This window comes from Serratia sp. OLAL2, assembly GCF_002752475.1.
GTDB classification, from domain to species: domain Bacteria; phylum Pseudomonadota; class Gammaproteobacteria; order Enterobacterales; family Enterobacteriaceae; genus Serratia; species Serratia bockelmannii.
Genome location: NZ_MSTL01000018.1, coordinates 196,645 through 217,006 on the forward strand (window position 1 = coordinate 196,645; position 20,362 = coordinate 217,006).

Genomic DNA, 20,362 nt, shown 5'->3' on the forward strand with positions numbered 1-20,362 from the left:
CTAAAATTAATTTTAAAATTTAAATTATTTATTGGTTCGCATTATTATAGTGCAGAGGATGAATAAAATTTATTCGGTTGCACCCTTATGTTGCATAAATCTCATCTTGCTGTGCAAAAAAAACGCTAAGCGTTATTTCAGACACTTTTCTTCCTCCATTTCCGCGCGTTTTGTCCCCGTTCAACGGTAAAGCTGTTGTTAAATTAATCACATCATTCTGTGGGGCTTGTCTCACTTTCATCCAGGTGTTATTAGTGATTAACCGACCATAGGCAGGTGTTTGTTCTTTGAATGGCTGGATTGTTAACTGAATGTTTCTTTGTGCGGCGGTGAGATGACGCTGACGGTTTCAAACGAAATGATTTTGGTTTTTTTATCTTTAAAATCAAAGTGATGATTTTGTTTTTTCGGTGCCCCGCTCTCGGGGAGCGGATCGGGCTTCGTGCGATAAAAGAGAATTGCTTAACATTTTCGTAAAATTTATTGGCTATGGAATTTGGCTTCTGCTAATTTCCGAGCAACTTTCCCGTGGTCAATTAACTGAAATGCGCCATAAAAACGGGAATGATTTTTGCTGGTATCCGTTTATTTAGAATTCTTATAAACACTTCACAAACTTCGATAAGCGATGCTTGTCGGTGAAAAGGAGCCTCGATTATGCAGCAAACCCTGAAGCGTACTTCTTTGACCTTGTTGATTAGCGGCGCGCTGAGCGTCGGCGCCATAAATAACAGTTTGGCGGCGGAAGTGCCGGCCGGCGTTCAGTTGGCGCAGCAACAGAATATTGTGATCAACAACGGCAGCGAAGTGGCTTCATTGGATCCGCATAAGGTCGAGGGGGTACCGGAAAGCAATATCATTCTTAACCTACTTGAAGGGCTGGTGAGCACCGACGCCAACGGGCATGTGGTGCCGGCGGCGGCGGCGAGCTGGGAAAACCAGAATTATCAGCAATGGACCTTCCACCTGCGCCCCGGCGCGGTGTGGAGCGACGGCACTCCGGTGACCGCGCAGGACTTCGTCTACAGCTGGCAGCGCCTGGCCGATCCGAAAATCGCCTCGCCTTACGCCAGCTATCTGCAATACACCAAAGTCGACAATATCGACGACATCCTGACCGGCAAGAAGCCTCCGCAGACCCTCGGCGTCAAGGCGTTGGATGACCAGACGCTGCAGGTGACGCTCAGCGAACCGGTGCCGTATTTCATCAGCATGCTGAGCCACACGTCGCTCAAACCGGTCAAACGGGCGGTGGTGGAGAAATTCGGCGATAAATGGACGCTACCCGCCAACTACGTCGGCAACGGTGCTTACCGCCTGAAAGAGTGGGTGGTGAACGAGCGCATCGTGCTGGAGCGCAGCCCGAGCTACTGGAACAACAAGCAGACGGTGATCAATCAGGCGACCTTCCTGCCGATTACTTCGGAAGTCAGCGACGTCAACCGCTTCCGCAGCGGCGAGATCGACATCACCAACAGCGCGATCCCGCCGTACCTGTACGTCAAGATGAAGCGCGAAATGCCCGAACAGCTGCACGTTAACCCTTATCTGTGCACCTTCTATTACGAGCTCAATAACCAGCGGGCGCCGTTTACCGATCCACGCGTGCGTACGGCGGTGAAGATGACGCTGGATCGCGACATCATCGCCAACAAGATCATGGGCCAGGGACAGATCCCGGCCTACAGTTTCACGCCGACCTTTACGGAGGGCGCGAACTTTACGCAGCCCGCATGGGCCGGCTGGAGCCAGGAACAGCGCAACGCCGAGGCCAGGAAGCTGCTGGCGGAGGCGGGCTACAGCGATGCCAAACCGCTGAAGTTCTCGTTGCTCTACAACACCTCCGATCAAAACAAACAGCAGGCGATCGCCGCCGCATCGATGTGGAAGAAGAACCTCGGTGCGGAGGTCACGCTGCGCAATCAGGAGTGGAAGACTTCATTGGAGAGCCGCCATCAGGGGCAATACGATGTGGCGCGCGCCACCTGGTGCGGCGATTACAACGAACCCAGTGCGTTCCTGAACCTGGTGCTGTCCAACAGCAGTATCAATACCGTGTTCTATAAGAGCCCGGCGTTCGACGCCATCATGGCCGCTACGCTGAAGGCGCCGGATGATGCCGCGCGCGCCGCGCTCTATCAGCAGGCGGAAGCTCAGCTGGACAAAGACTCCGCGTTGATCCCGGTTTATTACCGCGTCAGCGCACGGTTGATCAAGCCGACGGTAGGCGGGTTCACCGGCAAAGACCCGCTGGACTATACCGACGTTAAAAATCTGTACATTATCAAGCAGTAAAGGGGTATTCCTTGCGCTAACTCGCGGAGGAATATAGGGAAGGCCGGCCGCCGCATTCGTTCCGCGGCGGCGGGAAAACAGAGTCCGCTTACGGGCAACGCAGGTTCCACGAAGAGCCTGTGATAATAAAAACTGGAGTCGATAAGTATGACCAACATCACGAAGAAAACGCTCATTGCCGCCGGCGTCATCGCCGCGCTGGGCATCACAGCAACCACCTCCGCCTTTGCCGCCGACGTTCCTGCCGGCGTGCAACTGGCCGACAAGCAAGAAATTGTCAAAAATAACGGTTCCGAAGTGCAGTCGCTTGACCCGCATAAAATCGAGGGCGTGCCGGAAAACAACGTCACCCGCGATCTGATGGAAGGCTTGGCGAACAACAGCCCGGACGGTTCCATCGTGCCGGGCGTCGCGGAAAGCTGGGATAACAAAGATTTCAAAGTCTGGACCTTCCACCTGCGTAAAGACGCCAAATGGTCCAACGGCAAGCCGGTGACGGCGCAAGATTTCGTCTACAGCTGGCAGCGCGTAGTGGATCCGAAAACTGCATCGCCTTACGCCAGCTACCTGCAGTACGCCCATGTGGAAAACGTCGATGACATCATCGCCGGTAAAAAAGACAAGTCGACGCTGGGCGTGAAGGCCATCGACGACCACACCTTCCAGGTGACCCTGAGCGAGCCGGTGCCTTATCTGGTTGAAATGACCCCACACTACGCCATGAAGCCGGTTTACAAAGACGCGGTGGAGAAGTTTGGCGAGAAGTGGACGCTGCCAGCCAACTACGTCAGCAACGGCGCTTACAAACTGAAAGACTGGATTGTCAACGAACGCATCGTACTGGAACGCAACCCGGAATATTGGGATAACGCCAAAACCATCATCAATAAAGTGACGTTCCTGCCTATTTCATCGGAAGTGACCGACGTTAACCGCTACCGCACCGGCGAAATCGACATGACCTACAACAACATGCCGATCGAACTGTTCCAGAAGCTGAAGAAAGAGATCCCGAAAGAGGTGCATGTCGATCCTTACCTGTGCACCTACTACTACGAAATCAACAACCAGAAGGCGCCGTTCACCGATGCGCGCGTGCGTGAAGCGCTGAAGCTGGGCATGGACCGCGACATCATCGTCAACAAGGTGAAAAACCAGGGCGATCTGCCGGCCTACAGCTTTACGCCGCCATACACCGACGGCGCCAAGCTGACCGCGCCGGAGTGGTTCGGCTGGACGCAGGAAAAACGCAACGAAGTGGCGAAGAAACTGCTGGCGGAAGCCGGCTACGGCCCGGGCAAACCGCTGACCTTCTCCCTGCTGTACAACACCTCCGATCTGCACAAGAAGCTGGCGATCGCCGCCGCGTCCATCTGGAAGAAAAACCTGGGCGTGGACGTGAAGCTGGTGAACCAGGAGTGGAAAACCTTCCTGGATACCCGTCATCAGGGGACCTATGACGTGGCGCGCGCCGGCTGGTGCGCCGACTATAACGAGCCGAGTTCGTTCCTGAACATGATGCTGTCCGACAGCAGCAGTAACACCCCGCACTATAAGAGCGCCGAGTTCGACAAGCTGATGGCCAACGTGTTGACCGCGAAGAGCAAAGACGAGCGCGCCGATCTGTATCAGAAAGCGGAAGTTCAGCTGGATAAAGATTCCGCCATCGTTCCGCTGTATTACTATGTGAACGCCCGTTTGGTGAAACCTTACGTCGGTGGCTACACCGGCAAAGACCCGCTTGATAACGTGTACGACAAAAACCTGTACATCATCAAGCATTGATACGGTAAGAGCCGGCGGCGCAGGCCGCCGGCCCATGTTGAGAATAATAAGCCGTCATCAGGCTGTCGCACAGGGTTAGGGCAATGCTTAAATTTATACTTCGTCGCTTATTGGAAGCGATCCCGACACTATTTATCCTTATCACCATCTCATTCTTCATGATGCGCCTGGCGCCCGGCAGTCCATTTACCGGGGAACGCGCATTGCCGCCGGAAGTTATGGCGAATATCGAAGCCAAATACCATTTGAACGACCCGATCTGGAAACAGTACGGTCATTATCTGGCGCAGCTTGCGCAGGGAGACTTCGGCCCGTCCTTTAAATACAAGGACTATTCGGTCAACGATCTGGTCGCCAGCTCTTTCCCGGTTTCCGCCAAACTCGGCCTGGCCGCGTTTCTGCTGGCGGTGGTGCTGGGCGTGAGCGCCGGCGTGATCGCCGCGTTGAATCAGAACACCAAATGGGACTACACGGTGATGGGGTTCGCCATGACCGGGGTGGTGATACCCAGTTTCGTGGTGGCGCCGCTGTTGGTGCTGATCTTCGCCATCACGTTGAAATGGCTGCCGGGCGGCGGCTGGAACGGCGGCGCGCCTAAGTTCATCATCTTGCCGATGGTGGCGCTGTCTCTGGCCTATATCGCCAGCATCGCCCGTATCACGCGCGGCTCGATGATTGAAGTGCTGCACTCCAACTTCATTCGCACCGCGCGCGCTAAAGGCTTGCCGATGCGCCGCATCATTTTCCGCCACGCGCTGAAGCCGGCGCTGTTGCCGGTGCTGTCCTATATGGGCCCGGCGTTCGTCGGGATCATCACCGGTTCGATGGTGATCGAAACCATCTACGGCCTGCCGGGGATCGGCCAGCTGTTCGTTAACGGCGCGCTGAACCGCGACTACTCCCTGGTGTTGAGCCTGACCATTCTGGTGGGCGCTCTGACCATTCTGTTCAACGCGATCGTCGATGTGCTGTATGCGGTCATCGATCCGAAAATCCGTTATTAATCTGGAGCACGCGAATGATGTTGACTAAAAAGAACAGCGAAGCTCTGGAACACTTCAGCGAGAAGCTGGAAGTGGAAGGACGCAGCCTGTGGCAAGACGCGCGCCGGCGCTTTATGCATAACCGTGCGGCGGTCAGCAGCCTGTTCATCCTGGTGTTGATCACGCTGTTTGTGGTGCTGGCGCCGATGCTGTCGCAATTTGCCTACGACGATACCGATTGGGCGATGATGTCCGCCGCGCCAAGCCTGGAATCGGGGCACTATTTCGGCACCGATTCCTCCGGGCGCGACCTGCTGGTGCGCGTGGCGATTGGCGGGCGTATCTCGCTGATGGTCGGCGTGGCGGCGGCGCTGGTGGCGGTGATCGTCGGCACCCTGTACGGCGCGATGTCCGGTTATCTGGGCGGCAAGATCGACTCGGTGATGATGCGTCTGCTGGAGATCCTCAACTCCTTCCCGTTCATGTTCTTCGTGATCCTGCTGGTGACCTTCTTCGGCCAGAATATCCTGTTGATCTTCGTGGCGATCGGTATGGTGTCGTGGCTGGATATGGCGCGTATCGTGCGCGGCCAAACGCTCGGTCTCAAGCGTAAGGAGTTCATCGAAGCGGCGCTGGTGTGCGGTGTCTCCACGCGCAACATCGTGCTGCGGCATATCGTGCCTAACGTGCTCGGCGTGGTAGTGGTGTACGCGTCGCTGCTGGTGCCGAGCATGATCCTGTTCGAGTCCTTCCTCAGCTTCCTGGGGTTGGGCACGCAGGAGCCGCTCAGCAGCTGGGGCGCATTGCTCAGCGACGGCGCTAACTCAATGGAAGTTTCACCGTGGTTGCTGCTGTTCCCGGCGGGTTTCCTGGTAGTCACTCTGTTCTGTTTCAACTTTATCGGCGATGGCCTGCGTGACGCCCTCGACCCGAAAGATCGTTAAGGAGTGCAACCATGAGCACCATTGAACATCCTCAACTGCAAACCGGCGCCGGCGTCAAAACGTCGCCGCTGCTGGACGTGAAAGACCTGCGCGTCACGTTTTCCACGCCGGACGGCGACGTGACGGCGGTAAACGATCTGAACTTCGATCTGCGCGCCGGCGAAACGCTGGGCATCGTCGGTGAATCCGGCTCAGGCAAATCGCAGACCGCGTTCGCCCTGATGGGGCTGCTGGCGAGCAATGGCCGCATCGGCGGCTCGGCCAAATTCAACGGCCGCGAGATCCTCAACCTGCCGGAAAATCAGCTTAACAAGCTGCGGGCCGAGGAGATCTCGATGATCTTCCAGGACCCGATGACCTCGCTCAACCCTTATATGCGCGTTGGCGAACAGCTGATGGAAGTGCTGATGCTGCATAAGAAACTGAGCAAAAGCGAAGCCTTCGAAGAGTCGGTCCGCATGCTCGACGCGGTGAAAATGCCGGAGGCGCGCAAGCGCATGCGCATGTACCCGCACGAGTTTTCCGGCGGTATGCGCCAGCGCGTGATGATCGCCATGGCGTTGCTGTGCCGGCCGAAGCTGCTGATCGCCGACGAGCCGACCACCGCGCTGGACGTGACCGTCCAGGCGCAGATCATGACGCTGCTCAACGAGCTGAAGCGCGAGTTCAACACCGCCATCATCATGATCACCCACGACCTGGGCGTGGTGGCCGGCATCTGCAACAAGGTGCTGGTGATGTACGCCGGCCGCACCATGGAATACGGCAGCGCACGCGAGGTGTTCTACCAGCCGAGCCATCCGTACTCCATTGGTCTGTTGAATGCGGTGCCGCGTCTCGACGCCGAAGGCGAAGCGTTGTTGACCATTCCCGGCAACCCGCCGAACCTACTGCGGTTGCCGAAAGGCTGCCCGTTCCAGCCGCGCTGCCCGTACGCCATGGAACAGTGCGCGAGCGCTCCGCCGTTGGAGCAATTTGGGGAAGGGCGCCTGCGCGCCTGCTTTAAACCGGTGGAGGCGTTGGTATGACAGCGGTAACCGACAAGAAAGTGCTGCTCGAAGTCGCCGATCTGAAAGTGCACTTCGACATTCATGATGACAAACAGTGGTTCTGGCAGCCGCCGAAAACCCTGAAGGCGGTCGATGGCGTCACGCTGCGGCTGTTCGAGGGGGAAACTCTGGGCGTGGTTGGCGAATCCGGCTGCGGCAAATCCACCTTCGCGCGCGCCATCATCGGCCTGGTGAAGGCCACCAGCGGGCGCGTCGCCTGGCTGGGCAAAGATCTGCTGGGCATGAGCGACGCCGACTGGCGTAAAACCCGCAGCGATATCCAGATGATCTTCCAGGATCCGCTGGCTTCGCTCAACCCGCGCATGACCATCGGCGAGATCATCGCCGAGCCGCTGCGCACCTACTACCCGAAAATGCCGCGTCAGGAAGTGAAGGACAAGGTCAAGGCGATGATGCTGAAGGTCGGCCTGTTGCCTAACCTGATCAACCGCTACCCGCACGAGTTCTCCGGCGGTCAGTGCCAGCGTATCGGCATCGCGCGCGCGCTGATCCTCGAACCGAAGCTGGTGATCTGCGACGAGCCGGTCTCCGCGTTGGACGTGTCGATTCAGGCGCAGGTGGTGAACCTGTTGCAGCAGCTGCAGCGCGAGATGGGGCTGTCATTGATCTTTATCGCCCACGATTTGGCGGTGGTGAAGCACATTTCCGATCGCGTGCTGGTGATGTACCTGGGCCATGCGGTGGAGCTGGGCACCTATGATGAGGTGTACCACAACCCGCAGCACCCTTACACCAAAGCGCTGATGTCGGCGGTGCCGATCCCGGATCCGGACAAGGAGAAGGAAAAACAGATCCAGCTGTTGGAAGGGGAGCTGCCTTCGCCGATCAACCCGCCAACCGGCTGCGTGTTCCGCACCCGCTGCCCGATCGCCGGGCCGGAGTGCGCCAAGACGCGTCCGCTGCTGGAGGGCAGCTTCCGCCACGCGGTATCCTGCCTGAAGGTCGATCCGCTGTAATGCGCCGCTAGCCGGCAACAAAAAGCCCCGCTGAATAAGCGGGGCTTTTTTTATCCGATGCGCTAGCGGCGAATCACTCTTTCCACAGAATGTGGCACAGCTTGTGGTCTTTCTCGCGGCAGATCAGCACGCGGGCGAACACGTCGTTGATTGGCTCGCCGTCGCTGTCCGCCAGACCGATCACCACTTCGGCGAAGAAGTCTGGGTTCAGATCGTAGTCCACGTGCTCGCTCCAGTCTTCGGAGGGATCGTACAGTTCTGCGCCGCCGCGCTCTTCAAACTGCAGATTGAACAGCAGAATATCCGCCGGATCCAGATTGTCGCCGGCCAATTCGAGGAAAATGTCGTAGGCCTGTTCCAGCGTTTCGTCTTCGGTAAGGCGGTTATTCAAATCCATAAAAAAATCCTGATAACAAATGATTTGGCGCTATTAAAGCACGCTCGTTGCGGCTTTTACAGCAGCGGACTGAAAAAGTAGAACAGGCGCTCAACCAGGCGATGCCAGAACGGCCGCTTCAGCCACTCTTTGGCGTTCAGCAACTGGGAACGGGCGATGTAATCTTCCTGCACGCAGGCCAGATCGCTGCCGAAGCCGTCGTCGTCGATCACCAGGGTGATTTCGAAATTCAGCCACAGGCTGCGCATATCCAGATTGACGGTGCCGACCAGGCTAAGCTGGCCGTCAACCAGCACGCTCTTGGTGTGCAGCAGACCGCCTTCGAACTGATAAATTTTCACTCCGGCTTCCAGCAGCTCGGAGAAGAACGCGCGGCTGGCCCAGCGCACCATCATCGAATCGTTGTCGCGCGGCACGATGATGCTGACCTCGACGCCGCGCAGAGCGGCGGTGCAGATGGCGTGCAGCAGATCGTCGCTCGGCACGAAGTACGGCGTGGTCATGATCAGCTGCTCGCGCGCGGAATAAACCGCGGTCAGCAGCGCCTGGTGGATCATTTCCTCGGGGAAGCCGGGGCCGGAGGCGATCACCTGAATGGTGTGGCCGCTTTCCTGCTCGAACGGCATGATGTTGACGTCCGGCGGCGGCGGCAGAATGCGCTTGCCGGTTTCAATTTCCCAGTCGCAGGCATAGACGATGCCCATGGTGGTGGCCACCGGGCCTTCCATGCGCGCCATCAGATCGATCCATTGGCCGACGCCCGCATCCTGTTTGAAGTAGCGCGGATCGACCATGTTCATGCTGCCGGTATAGGCGATGTAGTTGTCGATCAGCACCACCTTGCGGTGCTGACGCAGATCCATGCGGCGCAGGAACACGCGCAAGAGGTTGACCTTCAACGCTTCGACCACTTCGATGCCGGCGTTGCGCATCATCGCCGGGTAGGGGCTGCGGAAAAATTGCAGGCTGCCGGCGGAGTCCAGCATCAGGCGGCAGTGTACGCCGCGCCGGGCGGCGGCCATCAGCGATTCGGCCACCTGATCGACCAGGCCGCCGGGCTGCCAGATATAGAACACCATTTCGATGTTGTGGCGCGCCAGCTCGATGTCGCGGATCAGCGCTTTCAGCGTGTCGTCGGTGGTGGTGAGCAGCTGCAGCTGGTTGCCCTTGACGCCGTCGATGCCCTGGCGGCGGTTGCACAGCTGGAACAGCGGTTCGGCGACTTTACTGTATTCGGTGGCGAAGATGCGACGGCTCTCTTTCAGTTCCTTCAGCCAGCGCGCGGTCGACGGCCACATGGCCTTGGCGCGCTCGGCCCGGCGCTTGCCCAGATGCAGCTCGCCGAACGATAAATAGGCCACGATGCCGAACAGCGGCAGAATATAGATAACCAGCAGCCAGGCCATGGCAGAGGGAACCGCACGGCGTTTCATCAAAATGCGCATCGTCACGCCGGCGATCAGCAGCCAGTAGCCGAACACCATGAGCCAACTGATTACGGTATAAAATGTTGTCATAAAGGCGAAAAATCCCGTTCGCAAACCACCAATGATGAGTGTACGCACAGATCGGGCAAGGCGAAACCTTTTATCGGCGCTTATGTTACATAAATATGATGAAGTTAAGGCACTTGCCGAAATTGAAAGGGGGGCTTTTGCCGGTGCGACGTCCGGTATGTTGCCGATAACGGCGGCTTGGATCACGGGCGGAAAGGGCTATAATGCCCGCGGTTGGCATTAGACGAACGAGTGACGGAATTATGAGACGCAGTAGAAATGAAGTGGGCCGTTGGCGCATGTTGCGACAGAGCCAACGTCGCCGGCATCGCTGGCTGGAACGCCAGTCGTGCAGCAATCGCCATATTATCCGGGTGCGGCGCCGCCTGGACGATCAGCATCGGCGTGCGCTGCTGTTTGCGGTATCCTGCGAGTGGTAAAACGAAAACAGTCCCGAGAGGGACTGTTTTGTTATGGCGTCAGGGTTATTTGCCCAGATAGGCGTTGAGCATCCAGACCTGTTTTTCCTGCTCTTTGATATAATCGCTCATCAATGACGCGGTGCCTTCGTCGCCGGCGTCTGCCGCTACCGTCAGCAGTTCACGCTGCTGCTGCAGCAAGATTGAATACCCTTCCAACAGGCCGCGCAGCGTGCCCTTATCATCGGTCACGTTGGTGTGTTCCTTGATGTCGGCGGTTTTCAGATAGTCGCTGAAAGCGTGACGCGGCTGTGAGCCCAGCGTCAGGATACGTTCCGCCAGCTCATCCACCTTGGTCAGCAGATCGTTGTAAGTTTCTTCGAATTTCGCGTGCAGCTCAAAGAACTGCGGGCCGGTAATATTCCAGTGATAGCCGCGCACGTTCATATACAGCACCTGATAATTCGCCAACAGCGCATTCAGCGCTTCGGCGAGTTTTGCCGATTGTTTACTGTCGAGGCCGATATGGGTTTTCGCTGCTTTCTTCGCCGTTGCCATAATAATCTTCTCCTGATTATTCGTTCCAAGGGTAGACAGAATCAATTTCCATAGCTGTTACAGTAACCGGATTTATCGCAGGGTTAAACACGATAACAGGCATCATTACCATCGCTTAAACCGATGACGATAAATCCGTCGAGCAAATTGCCGAATCAGTTTACGCAGGATCCGCCGGCGAAAAAAGCCGCTTTTATCGGTTACTTGCGCAGCGCCAGTTTTACCACGCCGGCGCCCAGCGCCATTAACAGCGCGGCGGCGATCAGCACCGTAATAAAGGCGCGATCGAAGGCCAAACGCGCCAGCTGCGTCAGCTGCTGCGCGCGATCGGCCGCCATTCCGGCGGCCAGACGCAGGGCTTCGTCGATACTGTCGTAGGCCAGATCGCTGACCGGCAGCGCCGCCGGCAGCGCCAGGCTGTGACTGTAGACCGCCGTCATCAACCCACCGAGCAGCGTCACGCCCAGCACGCCACCCAGCTCGTAGGAGACGTCTTCGATAGAGGCCGCCATGCCGGATTTCTCCTCCGGCGCGTTCAGCATGATGGCGGTGGACGCGGCGGTGATCACGCCGCCGAGGCCAAAGCCCACCAACGCCAGGCTCACCAGCTGCGGTGCCATGCTGCTTTGATACCACAGGGCGAGGCCGGCGATGCCGAAGGCGGTCAGGACGAAACCGCCGAGGATGATGCTGCGCTCACCGTAGCGCGGCAACAGTAAACCGGCCATTGGCCCCGCCAGCGCCGAGGCCAGCGGGATCGGCAAGATGAACAGCGCTGCCTGCAGCGGGCTGAGGCCGAGCACCAGCTGCAAGCGTTGGCTGAGCACCAGCTCGACGCCGATCAGGGCCACCATCGACAGCAACGCCACGCCGATGCCGCCGGCGAACAGCCGGTTGCGGAACAGGGAGAAATCGATCATCGGGTGAGCGCTGCGCTGCTGACGACGCACAAACAGCACCAGGAACAGGATGCCGATCAGGGCCGCTGCGAGCAACGCGCTGAGGTCAGGCGCCGGCTTGCTCAGTTCCTTCAGCGCATAGATAGCGCCGACCAGACCGATCATGATCTGCACCGAGCCGACGATATCGGCGGGGCGCGGGTTATCGCCGCCGCAGCGCGGGATCAGTTTCCACGCCAGCGGCCAGACCAGCAACACCACCGGTACGTTGATCAGGAACACCGATCCCCACCAGAAATACTCCAGCAGCAGGCCGCCGACCACCGGGCCGATGGCCGCGCCGCCGGAGGCCACCGAGGCCCAGATGCCGATCGCCAGCGCGCGTTCGCGTTCGTCGGTAAAGACGTGGCGCACGATGGACAGCGTGGCGGGCATCATCATTGCCGCGCCAACGGCGAGGAATACCCGCGCGGCGATCAGCCACTCGGCGGTGGGCGAGAAAGCGGCGCACAGCGAAGCGACGGCAAACACCGGCAGCCCGGCGAGAAACAGCCGCTTATGGCCGATGCGATCGCTCAGCATGCCGGCGCCGGGCAGTAGCCCGGCGACCACCAGCGGGTAGGCGTTGACGATCCAGAGTTTTTGCGAGGCGCTGGCGTCCAGCGCCTGGGTTAAGCGTGGCAGAGCGGTATAGAGCACCGTCATGTCGATAACAATCAGGAACAGGGCGCTGGCGACCATTGTCAGGATTAACCAGCGGTTCTTGGCGTACATAAGTCATAATCCAGTTAACGTGGGCGGCGCGAAGGCGCCGCCATTGTGGTAACCCTCCGGCGATGCCGGGTGGTATACTGGCAATAATATATATCCATACGTTCGTATTGAAAAGAAGGGTTTCTTAATGGGACGTCAACGCAGCATCGATCGCGACAAGGTTTTGGACACCGCCGAAGAGATCGTCGCCACCCAGGGCGCCGCCGGCTTGACCATTGACGCCGTCGCCAAAGCGATGGGGATCTCCAAGGGCGGGGTGCAGTACTGTTTCGGCAGCAAAGACGCCCTGATTGATGCCATGTTCGATCGCTGGGGCAGTGCCTACGAGACGCTGTTCGCCGCTATCGCCGGTGACGATCCTTCGCCGCAGACCGGCGTGCGGGCGCATATGTTGGCGACGCAAAGCTCGGATCAGACCGCCAGCGCCAAGGCCGCCGGGCTAATGGCGACGCTGATTCAAACGCCGGAGCATCTGGCGAGCACGCGTGAATGGTATCGCAGCCGCATCGCCGGTTTGGATTTGACGACGGAAGAAGGCAAGCGCGCGCGCCTGGCGTTTCTCGCCACCGAAGGCGCCTTTATGCTGCGTTACTTTGGTTTGATGGATATCGACCAGGCGGAATGGGAAACGATGTTCACCGATATGCAGGCGTTGATTTTAACTGAGGGTGCCTATCGCACTGATAGCTAGTAAAGCCCGCAGTGAAAGGCGTATGTTTATCGCACAAGATATTCCCTCGAAGAACTTTTTAGCCAGCCACTCCGTGCTGGCTTTTTTTTTGCCTGCGGCAAGCTTCGGAGCAAAGGCCCCCTGCGTGCAGGGGGCTCCGGGCATTACTTGCGCGCGTCCAACAGTTGCTGGGCATTCTCTGTGGTAACGACGGTCCACGGAATGTAGTAATGCTTCTGCGTGCCACCCTCCCATTTCAGATCCTTGGCGTACTGTTTCCAGATGTCCGACTGTGGTTGATAGCTTTCACCTTTCACGGCGCGCAGCGCGACGTCGATGGAACCCTGCATCTGGCCTTTGGCATCTTGCAGGATAGAGACCATTTCACCGGCCTGCACCGCATGAATCGCGTCGGAGACGCCGTCAACGCCGGCAATCGCGAAGTCCTTCACATTCAGGCCGGCGCCTTTGATCGCTTCGATAGCGCCCAGCGCCATCTCGTCGTTTTGGCCAATCACGCCGTTGATTTTACCCCGGTGTTTCTGCAGCCAGTTTTCCATCAGCGGCTGCGCTTCCGCGCGTGACCAGTTGGCCGTTTTGCGCTCAAGTACCGTGACCTGGCCGGCGCCGCACTCGGCAATCGCTTTATCGTTACCCTTACCGCGCTGGATCTCGCCGCTGCCGCCTTTCGGGCCTTCGATAATCACCACATTCACCTTCTGGTTCTTGCAGTCGAGTTTGTCCAGGACGGCTTTGGCTTCCAGATACCCCCCCAACTCGTCATTAGACACCACTTCAGACGTCATCGCGTCCGTGTTCAGGCGCGCGTTGGTGACCACCACCGGGATTTTGGCTTCGTTGGCATTAGTGACGATATCGATATTGGCCTCAAAATCCATCGGGTTGACGATAATGGCATCGGCGCGCGTTTGGATAGCGGTGGCGGCCTGATCGTTTTGCACCGATGCATCATAACGCCCATCGTAGAAGGTCAGCACGGCTTCGCCGCTTTTCACCGCCGGGTGTTCCTTCCCGAACCTTTCCATCAATTGCACGAACTCGGCTTTGTTGCCGTACATCAATACCGCGATTTTTACCGGGGCGGCCTGAGCTGCCGACAGGCTACCGAGCATCATGGCAGAGGCAAACAACGCTATCTTGGTCTTATTCATGGTTTTCTCCTGGTAGAGTTGGGTCTGATGTTATTAATCGCGCTGTTGCTTACGCGATGGGTCGAGCAATACGGCAAGAACGATCAATGCGCCTTTGATAATTTGTTGGTAATACGATTGCACGCCGAGCAGATCGAGGCCGTTATTCATCACCCCGATAATCAGCACGCCGAAGAAGGTGCCGACCAGCGTACCGACACCGCCGGCCATGCTGGTGCCACCGATCACCACCGCCGCGATGGCGTCCAGCTCATACCCTGCGCCGGCGTTGGTCTGCGCCGAACCGGTGCGTGCGGTGAGGATCAGGCCGGCGATGCCGGCCAGTGCGCCGCACAGCGTATACACCAGTATTTTGATGCGGGTGACGTTAATCCCCGAGGTGCGCGCGCTTTTCGGGTTGCCGCCGACGGCGTAGATGTAACGCCCGAAGAGGGTTTTATTCAGCACCAGCCAGGCGAGGGCGAACAGCACGATGAAGATGATGACGGGCACCGGAACGCCGCCGACATAGCCATTGCCTAACCAGCGGAAATCGCTGTTCAATTGCGATACTGGATTGCCGTTGGTGGTCAACATGGTTAACCCGCGCGCCGCGGAGAGCATGCCCATGGTGACGATAAACGGCTGCAGCCGATAACGGGCTAACACGGTGCCGTTCACCAGGCCGCAAACGATGCCGATGCCCAGCGCCACAATCAGCGGCGCCATGACGGCGGTCGCGGTGTCGCCGATAGCTAATCCGCTGTTGTTGGTGGCGAAGCGAGCGGCGACGATCCCGCTTAACGCCAGCACCGAGCCCACGGAGAGATCGACGCCGGCCGTAATAATGACAAAGGTCATGCCGATCGCCAGAATGCCGTTGATCGAGACCTGGCGCAGGACGATCAGGGTGTTTTCATTGCTGAGAAAATAATTGCTGCTCCAGGCGCCCTGAGCGACCTGATATTCGCCAATCAGCGCCACGATCAGGCACAGGGCGAAAAAGGCGATGATAATGCCGTACTTGTGCATACGGCGCTTATTGCGGGTGAAAAATGAAATTCCTGGTGATAAGGAGTGGGCGCTGCTCATTTTTTTTCTCTCTCTGTTAAACCGCAAGTTTCATCAGTGCTGCCTGAGTCGCATCGGCCGCCGAAAGCTCGCCGGCCAACTGCCCGTCGCGAAACACCAATATGCGATCGCTCATGCCGATAATTTCCGAAAGCTCGGAGGAAACCATGATGATCCCTTTGTTTTGCAAGGCGAACTCCGACATAAATCGGTAGATCTCTTTCTTGGCGCCGACGTCGATGCCGCGCGTCGGCTCGTCGAGCAGCAAAACCTCCGGATCCAGCAGCGCCCAACGGCCCAGCACCACTTTTTGCTGGTTGCCGCCGCTCAGGTTACCCACGGGCTGTTCGCCATCGTGGGTTTTAACGTTGAAGCGCTGGATCATGTCGCGGGTTCGCGCCTGCTCCCGTTTCTCGCTGACAAACCCCATCCGGCTGATGGCGGCAAAAGAGGCGATATTGATGTTTTCACTGACGGAACGGCACAGCACCAGGCCGGTTTCCTTGCGATCTTCCGTTACGTAGGCAATACCGCTGTCGATGGCCTTGCGCGGAGAATGGCGGTTCAGCGTCTTGTCACCCAAGCGGATCGTGCCGCTGTCGGCATGCTGAATGCCGAAGATAAGATCGAGAAACTCGCTGCGGCCCGATCCCACCAGGCCGTAGATGCCCAGGATCTCACCGTGCTTAAGCTGCAGGCTGATATCCTTTATCTTGCTGCGCCAACACAGGCCGTTGACCTCCAACAAGACCTCTTCACCGGGCTGATTGAATTTGGCGAACTCGCTGTCGTACTCGCCGCCAATAATGTGTTCGATCAGCTGCTCACGGGTAATGTCAGCGATATAGCCTTCATGGATATAGGCGCCGTCGCGGAAAATGGTGTAGCTGTCCGCGATTTGGAATATCTCTGACAAACGGTGGGATACGTAGATAATGCCTTTACCTTTCGCCGCCAGTTGCTGAAGCGTCTGAAAGATTTTTTGCGCATCCTCCTCGCCAATCGCCGAGGTGGGTTCATCCATGATGATGATGTCGGCATTGGCATGCGACAGCGCTTTGGCGATCTCGACCAACTGCTGCTCGGCGACGCTCAGGTTGCGCATTTTTTCTCGGGCGTCGATCTTGAAATCGAGTTCTTTGAGCAGGCGGGTCGTGCGCTGGTTGAGCGTCGCGAAGTCGACGAATCCCAGGCGTCTCGGCTCGCGGCCCAGCCAAATGTTTTCGGCCACCGTCAGATCCGGGATCGCGCTCAGCTCCTGCTGCACGATGGCGATGCCGGCGTTGAGGGCTTCCCGGGGATGATGAAACTCACAGCGTTGGCCATTGATAAAAATGTCGCCGCCATCGGGTTGAATAAAGCCCATCAGAATGCTGAGAAAGGTGGATTTACCCGCGCCGTTGCCGCCGCACAGGGCATGGATGGATCCACGCCGCAGGCAAAACTCCGCATTCTTGAGCGCCACGACCGGGCCAAAAGCTTTCCTGACGCCGCTGACCTCCAGCAGGTAGGCGGGCGCTTGCGTCTGGGGATCTCGCGTCACAGTTGCACCTCCGGATAGGTCTGCAGCAAGCGTTGCAGGTACCGTTGATAAAGCGTCTCGTATTGCGCCTGTCTGCCAGCATGTGGCCGTGTGCGCGTGGCCTCATCCAGCGCAACGAAACGCTGGCACAGTTCGGCCAGCAACGCGCCGGCGTTCCGCTGCGGATCGTCGGCCAACGTCGTCGCCCACATCGCCTGAATGGCGCCGCCCAGCGCGGCGGTCTCTTTGGCTTTCAGACAGACTACCGGGCACCCCATCACGTCCGCGACGATTTGTCGCCAGGCGGCGCTGCGGGCGCCGCCGCCGGTGAGGCGGATCTCGCGCGCTTCAATGCCCTGACGGCGAAACAGCTCGATGCCATAGCGCAACCCATACGTAGCGCTTTCGACTACCGCCAGGCAGAGATTGGCACGGGTAAAATTGTCGCTATCGAGGTTATGCAGACTGGCGCGCGCGTGGGGCAACGGCGGAACACGTTCGCCATTGAAGAACGGCAGCATCTCGACACCGCCTGCGCCGGGCGGGGCCTGCGTCAACAAAGCGTTAAAGCCGGCAAGGTCTTCGTCCAGCAGCGTTTGTACCGCAGTGGTGGCCGAGGTGACATTCATGGTGCAAATCAATGGCAGCCACCCATTGGTGCTGGAGCAGAAGCCGGCAATCATGTCCGACTCCGCCGTGACGGGGGCGGCAGACCAGGCGAATAGCGTGCCGGAGGTGCCCAGACTCAGGGTGAGGGTGCCGGCCTCGATGTTGCCGGAACCGATGGCCGCCATCATGTTGTCGCCGCCGCCGGTCGATACCCGAACTGCCGGGCCGAGGCCGAGTTTTTCCGCGGCGGCGGGGCGCACCGTGCCGATGCAGCATTCCGCGCTTTTGAGCGGCGGCAGGGCTTGCCACAGGCGGCCGCTGTCGTCGATGAGATCGACCGCGGTTTTGCTCCAGCGACGGGTGCGTACATCGAACAACCCGGTGCCGGAAGCGTCGCCATATTCCGCTACGCGCTCCCCGGTCAGCCAAAAGTTCAAGTAGTCATGAGGCAACAACACGGTGTGCAGTTTTGCCCAGAGCGCCGGATGGTGTGTTTTGAACCAAAGGATTTTTGACGCGGTATAACCGGTGGCGATCCGCAGGCCGAGTGTTTCCAGCGAGCCGTTGGCTCCGCCGAGCTGTTGCAGGAGCCGTTCGTTTTCCTCTGCGGTTTCGGTATCGCACCACAGCTTGACGCTGTGCAGCACGTTGCCGTCTGCGTCCAGTGGCACAAACCCATGTTGTTGGCCCGAGACCCCCAGAGCATGAATCTCCCGTGCATCAACGCCGGCGTTAGTCACGGCTTGGCGAAAAGCGATGACTAACGCCTCAATCCACCAGTCGGCCTCTTGTTCGCGCCGGCCATTGGCTTGGCTGATGAGACGGTGAGGGGCGTTGCCCTCACCGAGGATCACGCCCTGTGTGCTGTCGACAATCACGACTTTCGTGCCTTGCGTACCGCAGTCTATGCCAGCATAGAGCGCCATAGGATCACTCCATTTCCAGCATGATTTTGATGTCCGAGGCATGTCCTGCCGCCGCGCGCTCGAAAGCGGCTACGCTGTCGGAAAACTTGTAGGTTTGGCTTATCAACGGCTGGACGCGCAATTTGCCGCTGCTCAACAGCCGCAGCGTGCGCGGGTACATGTTGGCGTAGCGGAAAATGGTCTTGAAGGTGATTTCCTTGGCCTGCGCGGCGACGATATCCATCGGCGCGGCATCGATCGGCATGCCGACCAGCACGGCGGTCGCCCCGGGCGCCGCATGCTCGGCCAGCGTAGCGATAGCCGGTTTGGCGCCGCTGCATTCAAACACGACATCGGCGCCATTGCCGCTGGTGAGCGCGGCCACTTTCCCCGCCAGGTCGCCGGTTTTGATATTGACGGCGTGCAGCCCCTCATAACTGGCCGCCACGGCGAGTTTTTCGTCAAACAGGTCGCAGATAATGACGTCCGAACAGCCGCCCGCCAGCGCCGCGAGGGCGGTGACCACGCCGATCGGCCCGGCGCCGATCACCAGTGCGATATCGCCGGGTTTGATCCCGGCTTTGGTGGCCGCTTGCATGCCGATGGCTAAGGGTTCCACCATGGCGCCCTCAGCGAAACTGACGTTGTCCGGCAATTTGAACGTGAAGGCGGCGGGGTGGATGACGGTTTCGCGCAGGCAGCCGTGCACCGGTGGCGTCGCCCAGAAGCGAACGGCCGGGTCCAGGTTGTAAATCCCGGCGCGCGTCTGCGCCGAGTTGAGATCGGGAATGCCGGGTTCCATGCAAACGCGATCGCCGATGCTGAGGTGAGTGACGTTTTTACCGGTCGCGAGCACCACGCCGGCGGCTTCATGGCCGAGCACCATCGGGGCGTTAACCACGAACGGGCCAATGCGGCCATGTTGGTAATAGTGCACATCGCTGCCGCAGATGCCCACGGAATGAATTTTTATCTGCACATCATCGGGCCCCAGCGTTTCGGCAAGCTGGACGTCCTCGATAGCGATTTCCCCCGCTTTGGCCAACACTAATGCTTTCATATTGCCTCCTGGTGAATCATTTTTATGGTAACGATATCATTTCAATGCGGCGATAGTGGGCTAAAGCGGGGGGTTAAACTGTGATCGATGTTGGAATTACTCGACGGGAGTTAATTTTGCTGGTGGGTTGTTATTCAATATAGGGATGAAGATCACAAAATCGGCGATGCAATGACGGTTTTAATATCAGCATGCTGATATCGATACCGTTACTTTGCAGGGGAAATGATGAACAAACAACAACGTGCCATAGCCGCTACGCTGGAATACTTGCGTGAGGCGGACATTGTTTTGACTGAGGAAGAACAGCAACGTATTGAAATTGCGACGTTTGGCTTGGCTGACTATCCCGTCTCAGGGCTGCAGCTGCTGACCTATGTCAACTCACCTCGGTATTGCGCGAAAGAGCTGGTGCTGTTTCCTGGTCAGACTTGCCCGGAACATTTACATCCTCCCTTTGCCGGCACACCCGGCAAGCAAGAGACGTTCCGTTGCCGTTGGGGAGAGGTGTTTTTGTTTGTCGATGATGAAAACCTGACGCTTAATGATGCCGGCGGCGAACCGGTATGTCGGGTGCCAGAGGGCGCAGAACCTTGGTACACCTGCAATCGCTATATTCTCTTGCGGCCTGGCGAACAATACACCATCGCCCCCAATACCCGGCACTGGTTTCAGGCTGGGAAGCGGGGCGCAGTGGTGTCCGAGTTCTCTTCCGAGAGCCGTGACGAGCTGGATATCTTTACCGATCCCCGGATTAACCGCCTGGCAGGCGTAAACCATTAGCGCCACGATGAAAGT

General features: G+C 58.3%; 18 protein-coding genes. 9 read left to right on the forward strand and 9 right to left on the reverse strand.

Annotated elements, in window-relative coordinates; translation table 11 throughout:
* Positions 1 to 657 precede the first annotated feature (657 nt).
* The 6 genes from BVU99_RS14455 (at position 658) to oppF (ending at position 8,033) form a co-directional block, all read left to right on the forward strand.
* Complete coding sequence (locus tag BVU99_RS14455) at positions 658 to 2,295, forward strand: ABC transporter substrate-binding protein (RefSeq protein WP_099817186.1); 1,638 nt, start codon at positions 658 to 660, stop codon at positions 2,293 to 2,295.
* Positions 2,296 to 2,442: 147 nt separating this feature from the next.
* Complete coding sequence (gene oppA / locus BVU99_RS14460; protein ID WP_049207079.1) at positions 2,443 to 4,080, forward strand: oligopeptide ABC transporter substrate-binding protein OppA; 1,638 nt, start codon at positions 2,443 to 2,445, stop codon at positions 4,078 to 4,080.
* A gap of 83 nt (positions 4,081 to 4,163) precedes the next feature.
* A complete protein-coding gene (gene oppB / locus BVU99_RS14465; protein WP_004932150.1) occupies positions 4,164 to 5,084 on the forward strand; it encodes an oligopeptide ABC transporter permease OppB in 921 nt (306 codons plus the stop codon).
* 14 nt (positions 5,085 to 5,098) lie between these two features.
* Positions 5,099 to 6,007: an oligopeptide ABC transporter permease OppC gene (oppC, locus tag BVU99_RS14470; protein ID WP_025303073.1), complete on the forward strand. Its 909-nt coding sequence runs from the start codon at positions 5,099 to 5,101 to the stop codon at positions 6,005 to 6,007.
* An 11-nt stretch (positions 6,008 to 6,018) separates the two neighbouring features.
* The gene (locus BVU99_RS14475) at positions 6,019 to 7,035 is read left to right on the forward strand and encodes an ABC transporter ATP-binding protein (RefSeq protein WP_043142468.1); all 1,017 of its coding nucleotides are present in this window, start codon (positions 6,019 to 6,021) and stop codon (positions 7,033 to 7,035) included.
* Entirely contained in the window at positions 7,032 to 8,033 is a 1,002-nt protein-coding gene (gene oppF / locus BVU99_RS14480) for a murein tripeptide/oligopeptide ABC transporter ATP binding protein OppF (protein WP_025303071.1), read from the forward strand. Before BVU99_RS14475 ends, oppF begins: the two co-directional genes overlap by 4 nt.
* A 73-nt stretch (positions 8,034 to 8,106) precedes the next feature.
* Here the strand turns inward: oppF and BVU99_RS14485 are convergent, their stop codons facing one another.
* The gene (locus BVU99_RS14485) at positions 8,107 to 8,430 is read right to left on the reverse strand and encodes an HI1450 family dsDNA-mimic protein (RefSeq protein ID WP_004932139.1); all 324 of its coding nucleotides are present in this window, start codon (positions 8,428 to 8,430) and stop codon (positions 8,107 to 8,109) included.
* Between the two features lie 56 nt (positions 8,431 to 8,486).
* A complete protein-coding gene (gene cls, locus BVU99_RS14490) occupies positions 8,487 to 9,947 on the reverse strand; it encodes a cardiolipin synthase (RefSeq protein ID WP_025303070.1) in 1,461 nt (486 codons plus the stop codon).
* A gap of 242 nt (positions 9,948 to 10,189) precedes the next feature.
* Here cls and BVU99_RS14495 point away from each other — a divergent pair, with 242 nt between their 5' ends.
* The gene (locus BVU99_RS14495; RefSeq protein ID WP_025159792.1) at positions 10,190 to 10,366 is read left to right on the forward strand and encodes a YciY family protein; all 177 of its coding nucleotides are present in this window, start codon (positions 10,190 to 10,192) and stop codon (positions 10,364 to 10,366) included.
* A gap of 45 nt (positions 10,367 to 10,411) precedes the next feature.
* Here BVU99_RS14495 and BVU99_RS14500 read toward each other — a convergent pair whose 3' ends face one another.
* Entirely contained in the window at positions 10,412 to 10,903 is a 492-nt protein-coding gene (locus tag BVU99_RS14500) for a Dps family protein (RefSeq protein WP_004932132.1), read from the reverse strand.
* 200 nt (positions 10,904 to 11,103) lie between these two features.
* Entirely contained in the window at positions 11,104 to 12,576 is a 1,473-nt protein-coding gene (gene smfY, locus BVU99_RS14505) for a multidrug efflux MFS transporter SmfY (RefSeq protein ID WP_025303068.1), read from the reverse strand.
* A gap of 127 nt (positions 12,577 to 12,703) precedes the next feature.
* On the opposite strand from smfY, the gene BVU99_RS14510 reads away from it, so the two are divergent.
* Positions 12,704 to 13,267: a TetR/AcrR family transcriptional regulator gene (locus BVU99_RS14510; RefSeq protein WP_025303067.1), complete on the forward strand. Its 564-nt coding sequence runs from the start codon at positions 12,704 to 12,706 to the stop codon at positions 13,265 to 13,267.
* A 143-nt stretch (positions 13,268 to 13,410) separates the two neighbouring features.
* Here the strand turns inward: BVU99_RS14510 and BVU99_RS14515 are convergent, their stop codons facing one another.
* Genes BVU99_RS14515 through BVU99_RS14535 form a run of 5 tightly spaced genes read right to left on the reverse strand, consistent with a single transcriptional unit; the run spans position 13,411 to position 19,564 of the window.
* Positions 13,411 to 14,418, reverse strand: a complete 1,008-nt coding sequence (locus tag BVU99_RS14515) for a substrate-binding domain-containing protein (protein WP_025303066.1) — start codon at positions 14,416 to 14,418, stop codon at positions 13,411 to 13,413.
* Between the two features lie 33 nt (positions 14,419 to 14,451).
* Positions 14,452 to 15,489, reverse strand: a complete 1,038-nt coding sequence (locus BVU99_RS14520) for an ABC transporter permease (RefSeq protein ID WP_015378083.1) — start codon at positions 15,487 to 15,489, stop codon at positions 14,452 to 14,454.
* A 16-nt stretch (positions 15,490 to 15,505) separates the two neighbouring features.
* The gene (locus BVU99_RS14525) at positions 15,506 to 17,011 is read right to left on the reverse strand and encodes a sugar ABC transporter ATP-binding protein (protein WP_099817187.1); all 1,506 of its coding nucleotides are present in this window, start codon (positions 17,009 to 17,011) and stop codon (positions 15,506 to 15,508) included.
* Positions 17,008 to 18,525, reverse strand: coding sequence for a xylulokinase (xylB, locus tag BVU99_RS14530; protein WP_099817188.1), 1,518 nt, complete (start codon positions 18,523 to 18,525; stop codon positions 17,008 to 17,010). Before xylB ends, BVU99_RS14525 begins: the two co-directional genes overlap by 4 nt.
* A gap of 4 nt (positions 18,526 to 18,529) precedes the next feature.
* Positions 18,530 to 19,564: an NAD(P)-dependent alcohol dehydrogenase gene (locus tag BVU99_RS14535; RefSeq protein ID WP_060447753.1), complete on the reverse strand. Its 1,035-nt coding sequence runs from the start codon at positions 19,562 to 19,564 to the stop codon at positions 18,530 to 18,532.
* A gap of 228 nt (positions 19,565 to 19,792) precedes the next feature.
* Between BVU99_RS14535 and BVU99_RS14540 the strand changes: the two genes are divergently transcribed.
* The gene (locus BVU99_RS14540) at positions 19,793 to 20,347 is read left to right on the forward strand and encodes a D-lyxose/D-mannose family sugar isomerase (protein WP_025303061.1); all 555 of its coding nucleotides are present in this window, start codon (positions 19,793 to 19,795) and stop codon (positions 20,345 to 20,347) included.
* Positions 20,348 to 20,362 lie beyond the last annotated feature (15 nt).

Bases quoted from the DNA above. Each gene is read 5' to 3' on its own strand.
- cls (WP_025303070.1), bottom strand. From the start codon at position 9,947: ATGACAACATTTTATACCGTAATCAGTTGGCTCATGGTGTTCGGCTAC.
- oppA (WP_049207079.1), top strand. From the start codon at position 2,443: ATGACCAACATCACGAAGAAAACGCTCATTGCCGCCGGCGTCATCGCC.
- BVU99_RS14485 (WP_004932139.1), bottom strand. From the start codon at position 8,430: ATGGATTTGAATAACCGCCTTACCGAAGACGAAACGCTGGAACAGGCC.
- BVU99_RS14500 (WP_004932132.1), bottom strand. From the start codon at position 10,903: ATGGCAACGGCGAAGAAAGCAGCGAAAACCCATATCGGCCTCGACAGT.
- BVU99_RS14475 (WP_043142468.1), top strand. From the start codon at position 6,019: ATGAGCACCATTGAACATCCTCAACTGCAAACCGGCGCCGGCGTCAAA.
- BVU99_RS14495 (WP_025159792.1), top strand. From the start codon at position 10,190: ATGAGACGCAGTAGAAATGAAGTGGGCCGTTGGCGCATGTTGCGACAG.
- BVU99_RS14510 (WP_025303067.1), top strand. From the start codon at position 12,704: ATGGGACGTCAACGCAGCATCGATCGCGACAAGGTTTTGGACACCGCC.
- oppB (WP_004932150.1), top strand. From the start codon at position 4,164: ATGCTTAAATTTATACTTCGTCGCTTATTGGAAGCGATCCCGACACTA.
- BVU99_RS14535 (WP_060447753.1), bottom strand. From the start codon at position 19,564: ATGAAAGCATTAGTGTTGGCCAAAGCGGGGGAAATCGCTATCGAGGAC.
- BVU99_RS14520 (WP_015378083.1), bottom strand. From the start codon at position 15,489: ATGAGCAGCGCCCACTCCTTATCACCAGGAATTTCATTTTTCACCCGC.
- smfY (WP_025303068.1), bottom strand. From the start codon at position 12,576: ATGTACGCCAAGAACCGCTGGTTAATCCTGACAATGGTCGCCAGCGCC.
- oppF (WP_025303071.1), top strand. From the start codon at position 7,032: ATGACAGCGGTAACCGACAAGAAAGTGCTGCTCGAAGTCGCCGATCTG.
- BVU99_RS14515 (WP_025303066.1), bottom strand. From the start codon at position 14,418: ATGAATAAGACCAAGATAGCGTTGTTTGCCTCTGCCATGATGCTCGGT.
- BVU99_RS14455 (WP_099817186.1), top strand. From the start codon at position 658: ATGCAGCAAACCCTGAAGCGTACTTCTTTGACCTTGTTGATTAGCGGC.
- xylB (WP_099817188.1), bottom strand. From the start codon at position 18,525: ATGGCGCTCTATGCTGGCATAGACTGCGGTACGCAAGGCACGAAAGTC.
- oppC (WP_025303073.1), top strand. From the start codon at position 5,099: ATGATGTTGACTAAAAAGAACAGCGAAGCTCTGGAACACTTCAGCGAG.
- BVU99_RS14540 (WP_025303061.1), top strand. From the start codon at position 19,793: ATGAACAAACAACAACGTGCCATAGCCGCTACGCTGGAATACTTGCGT.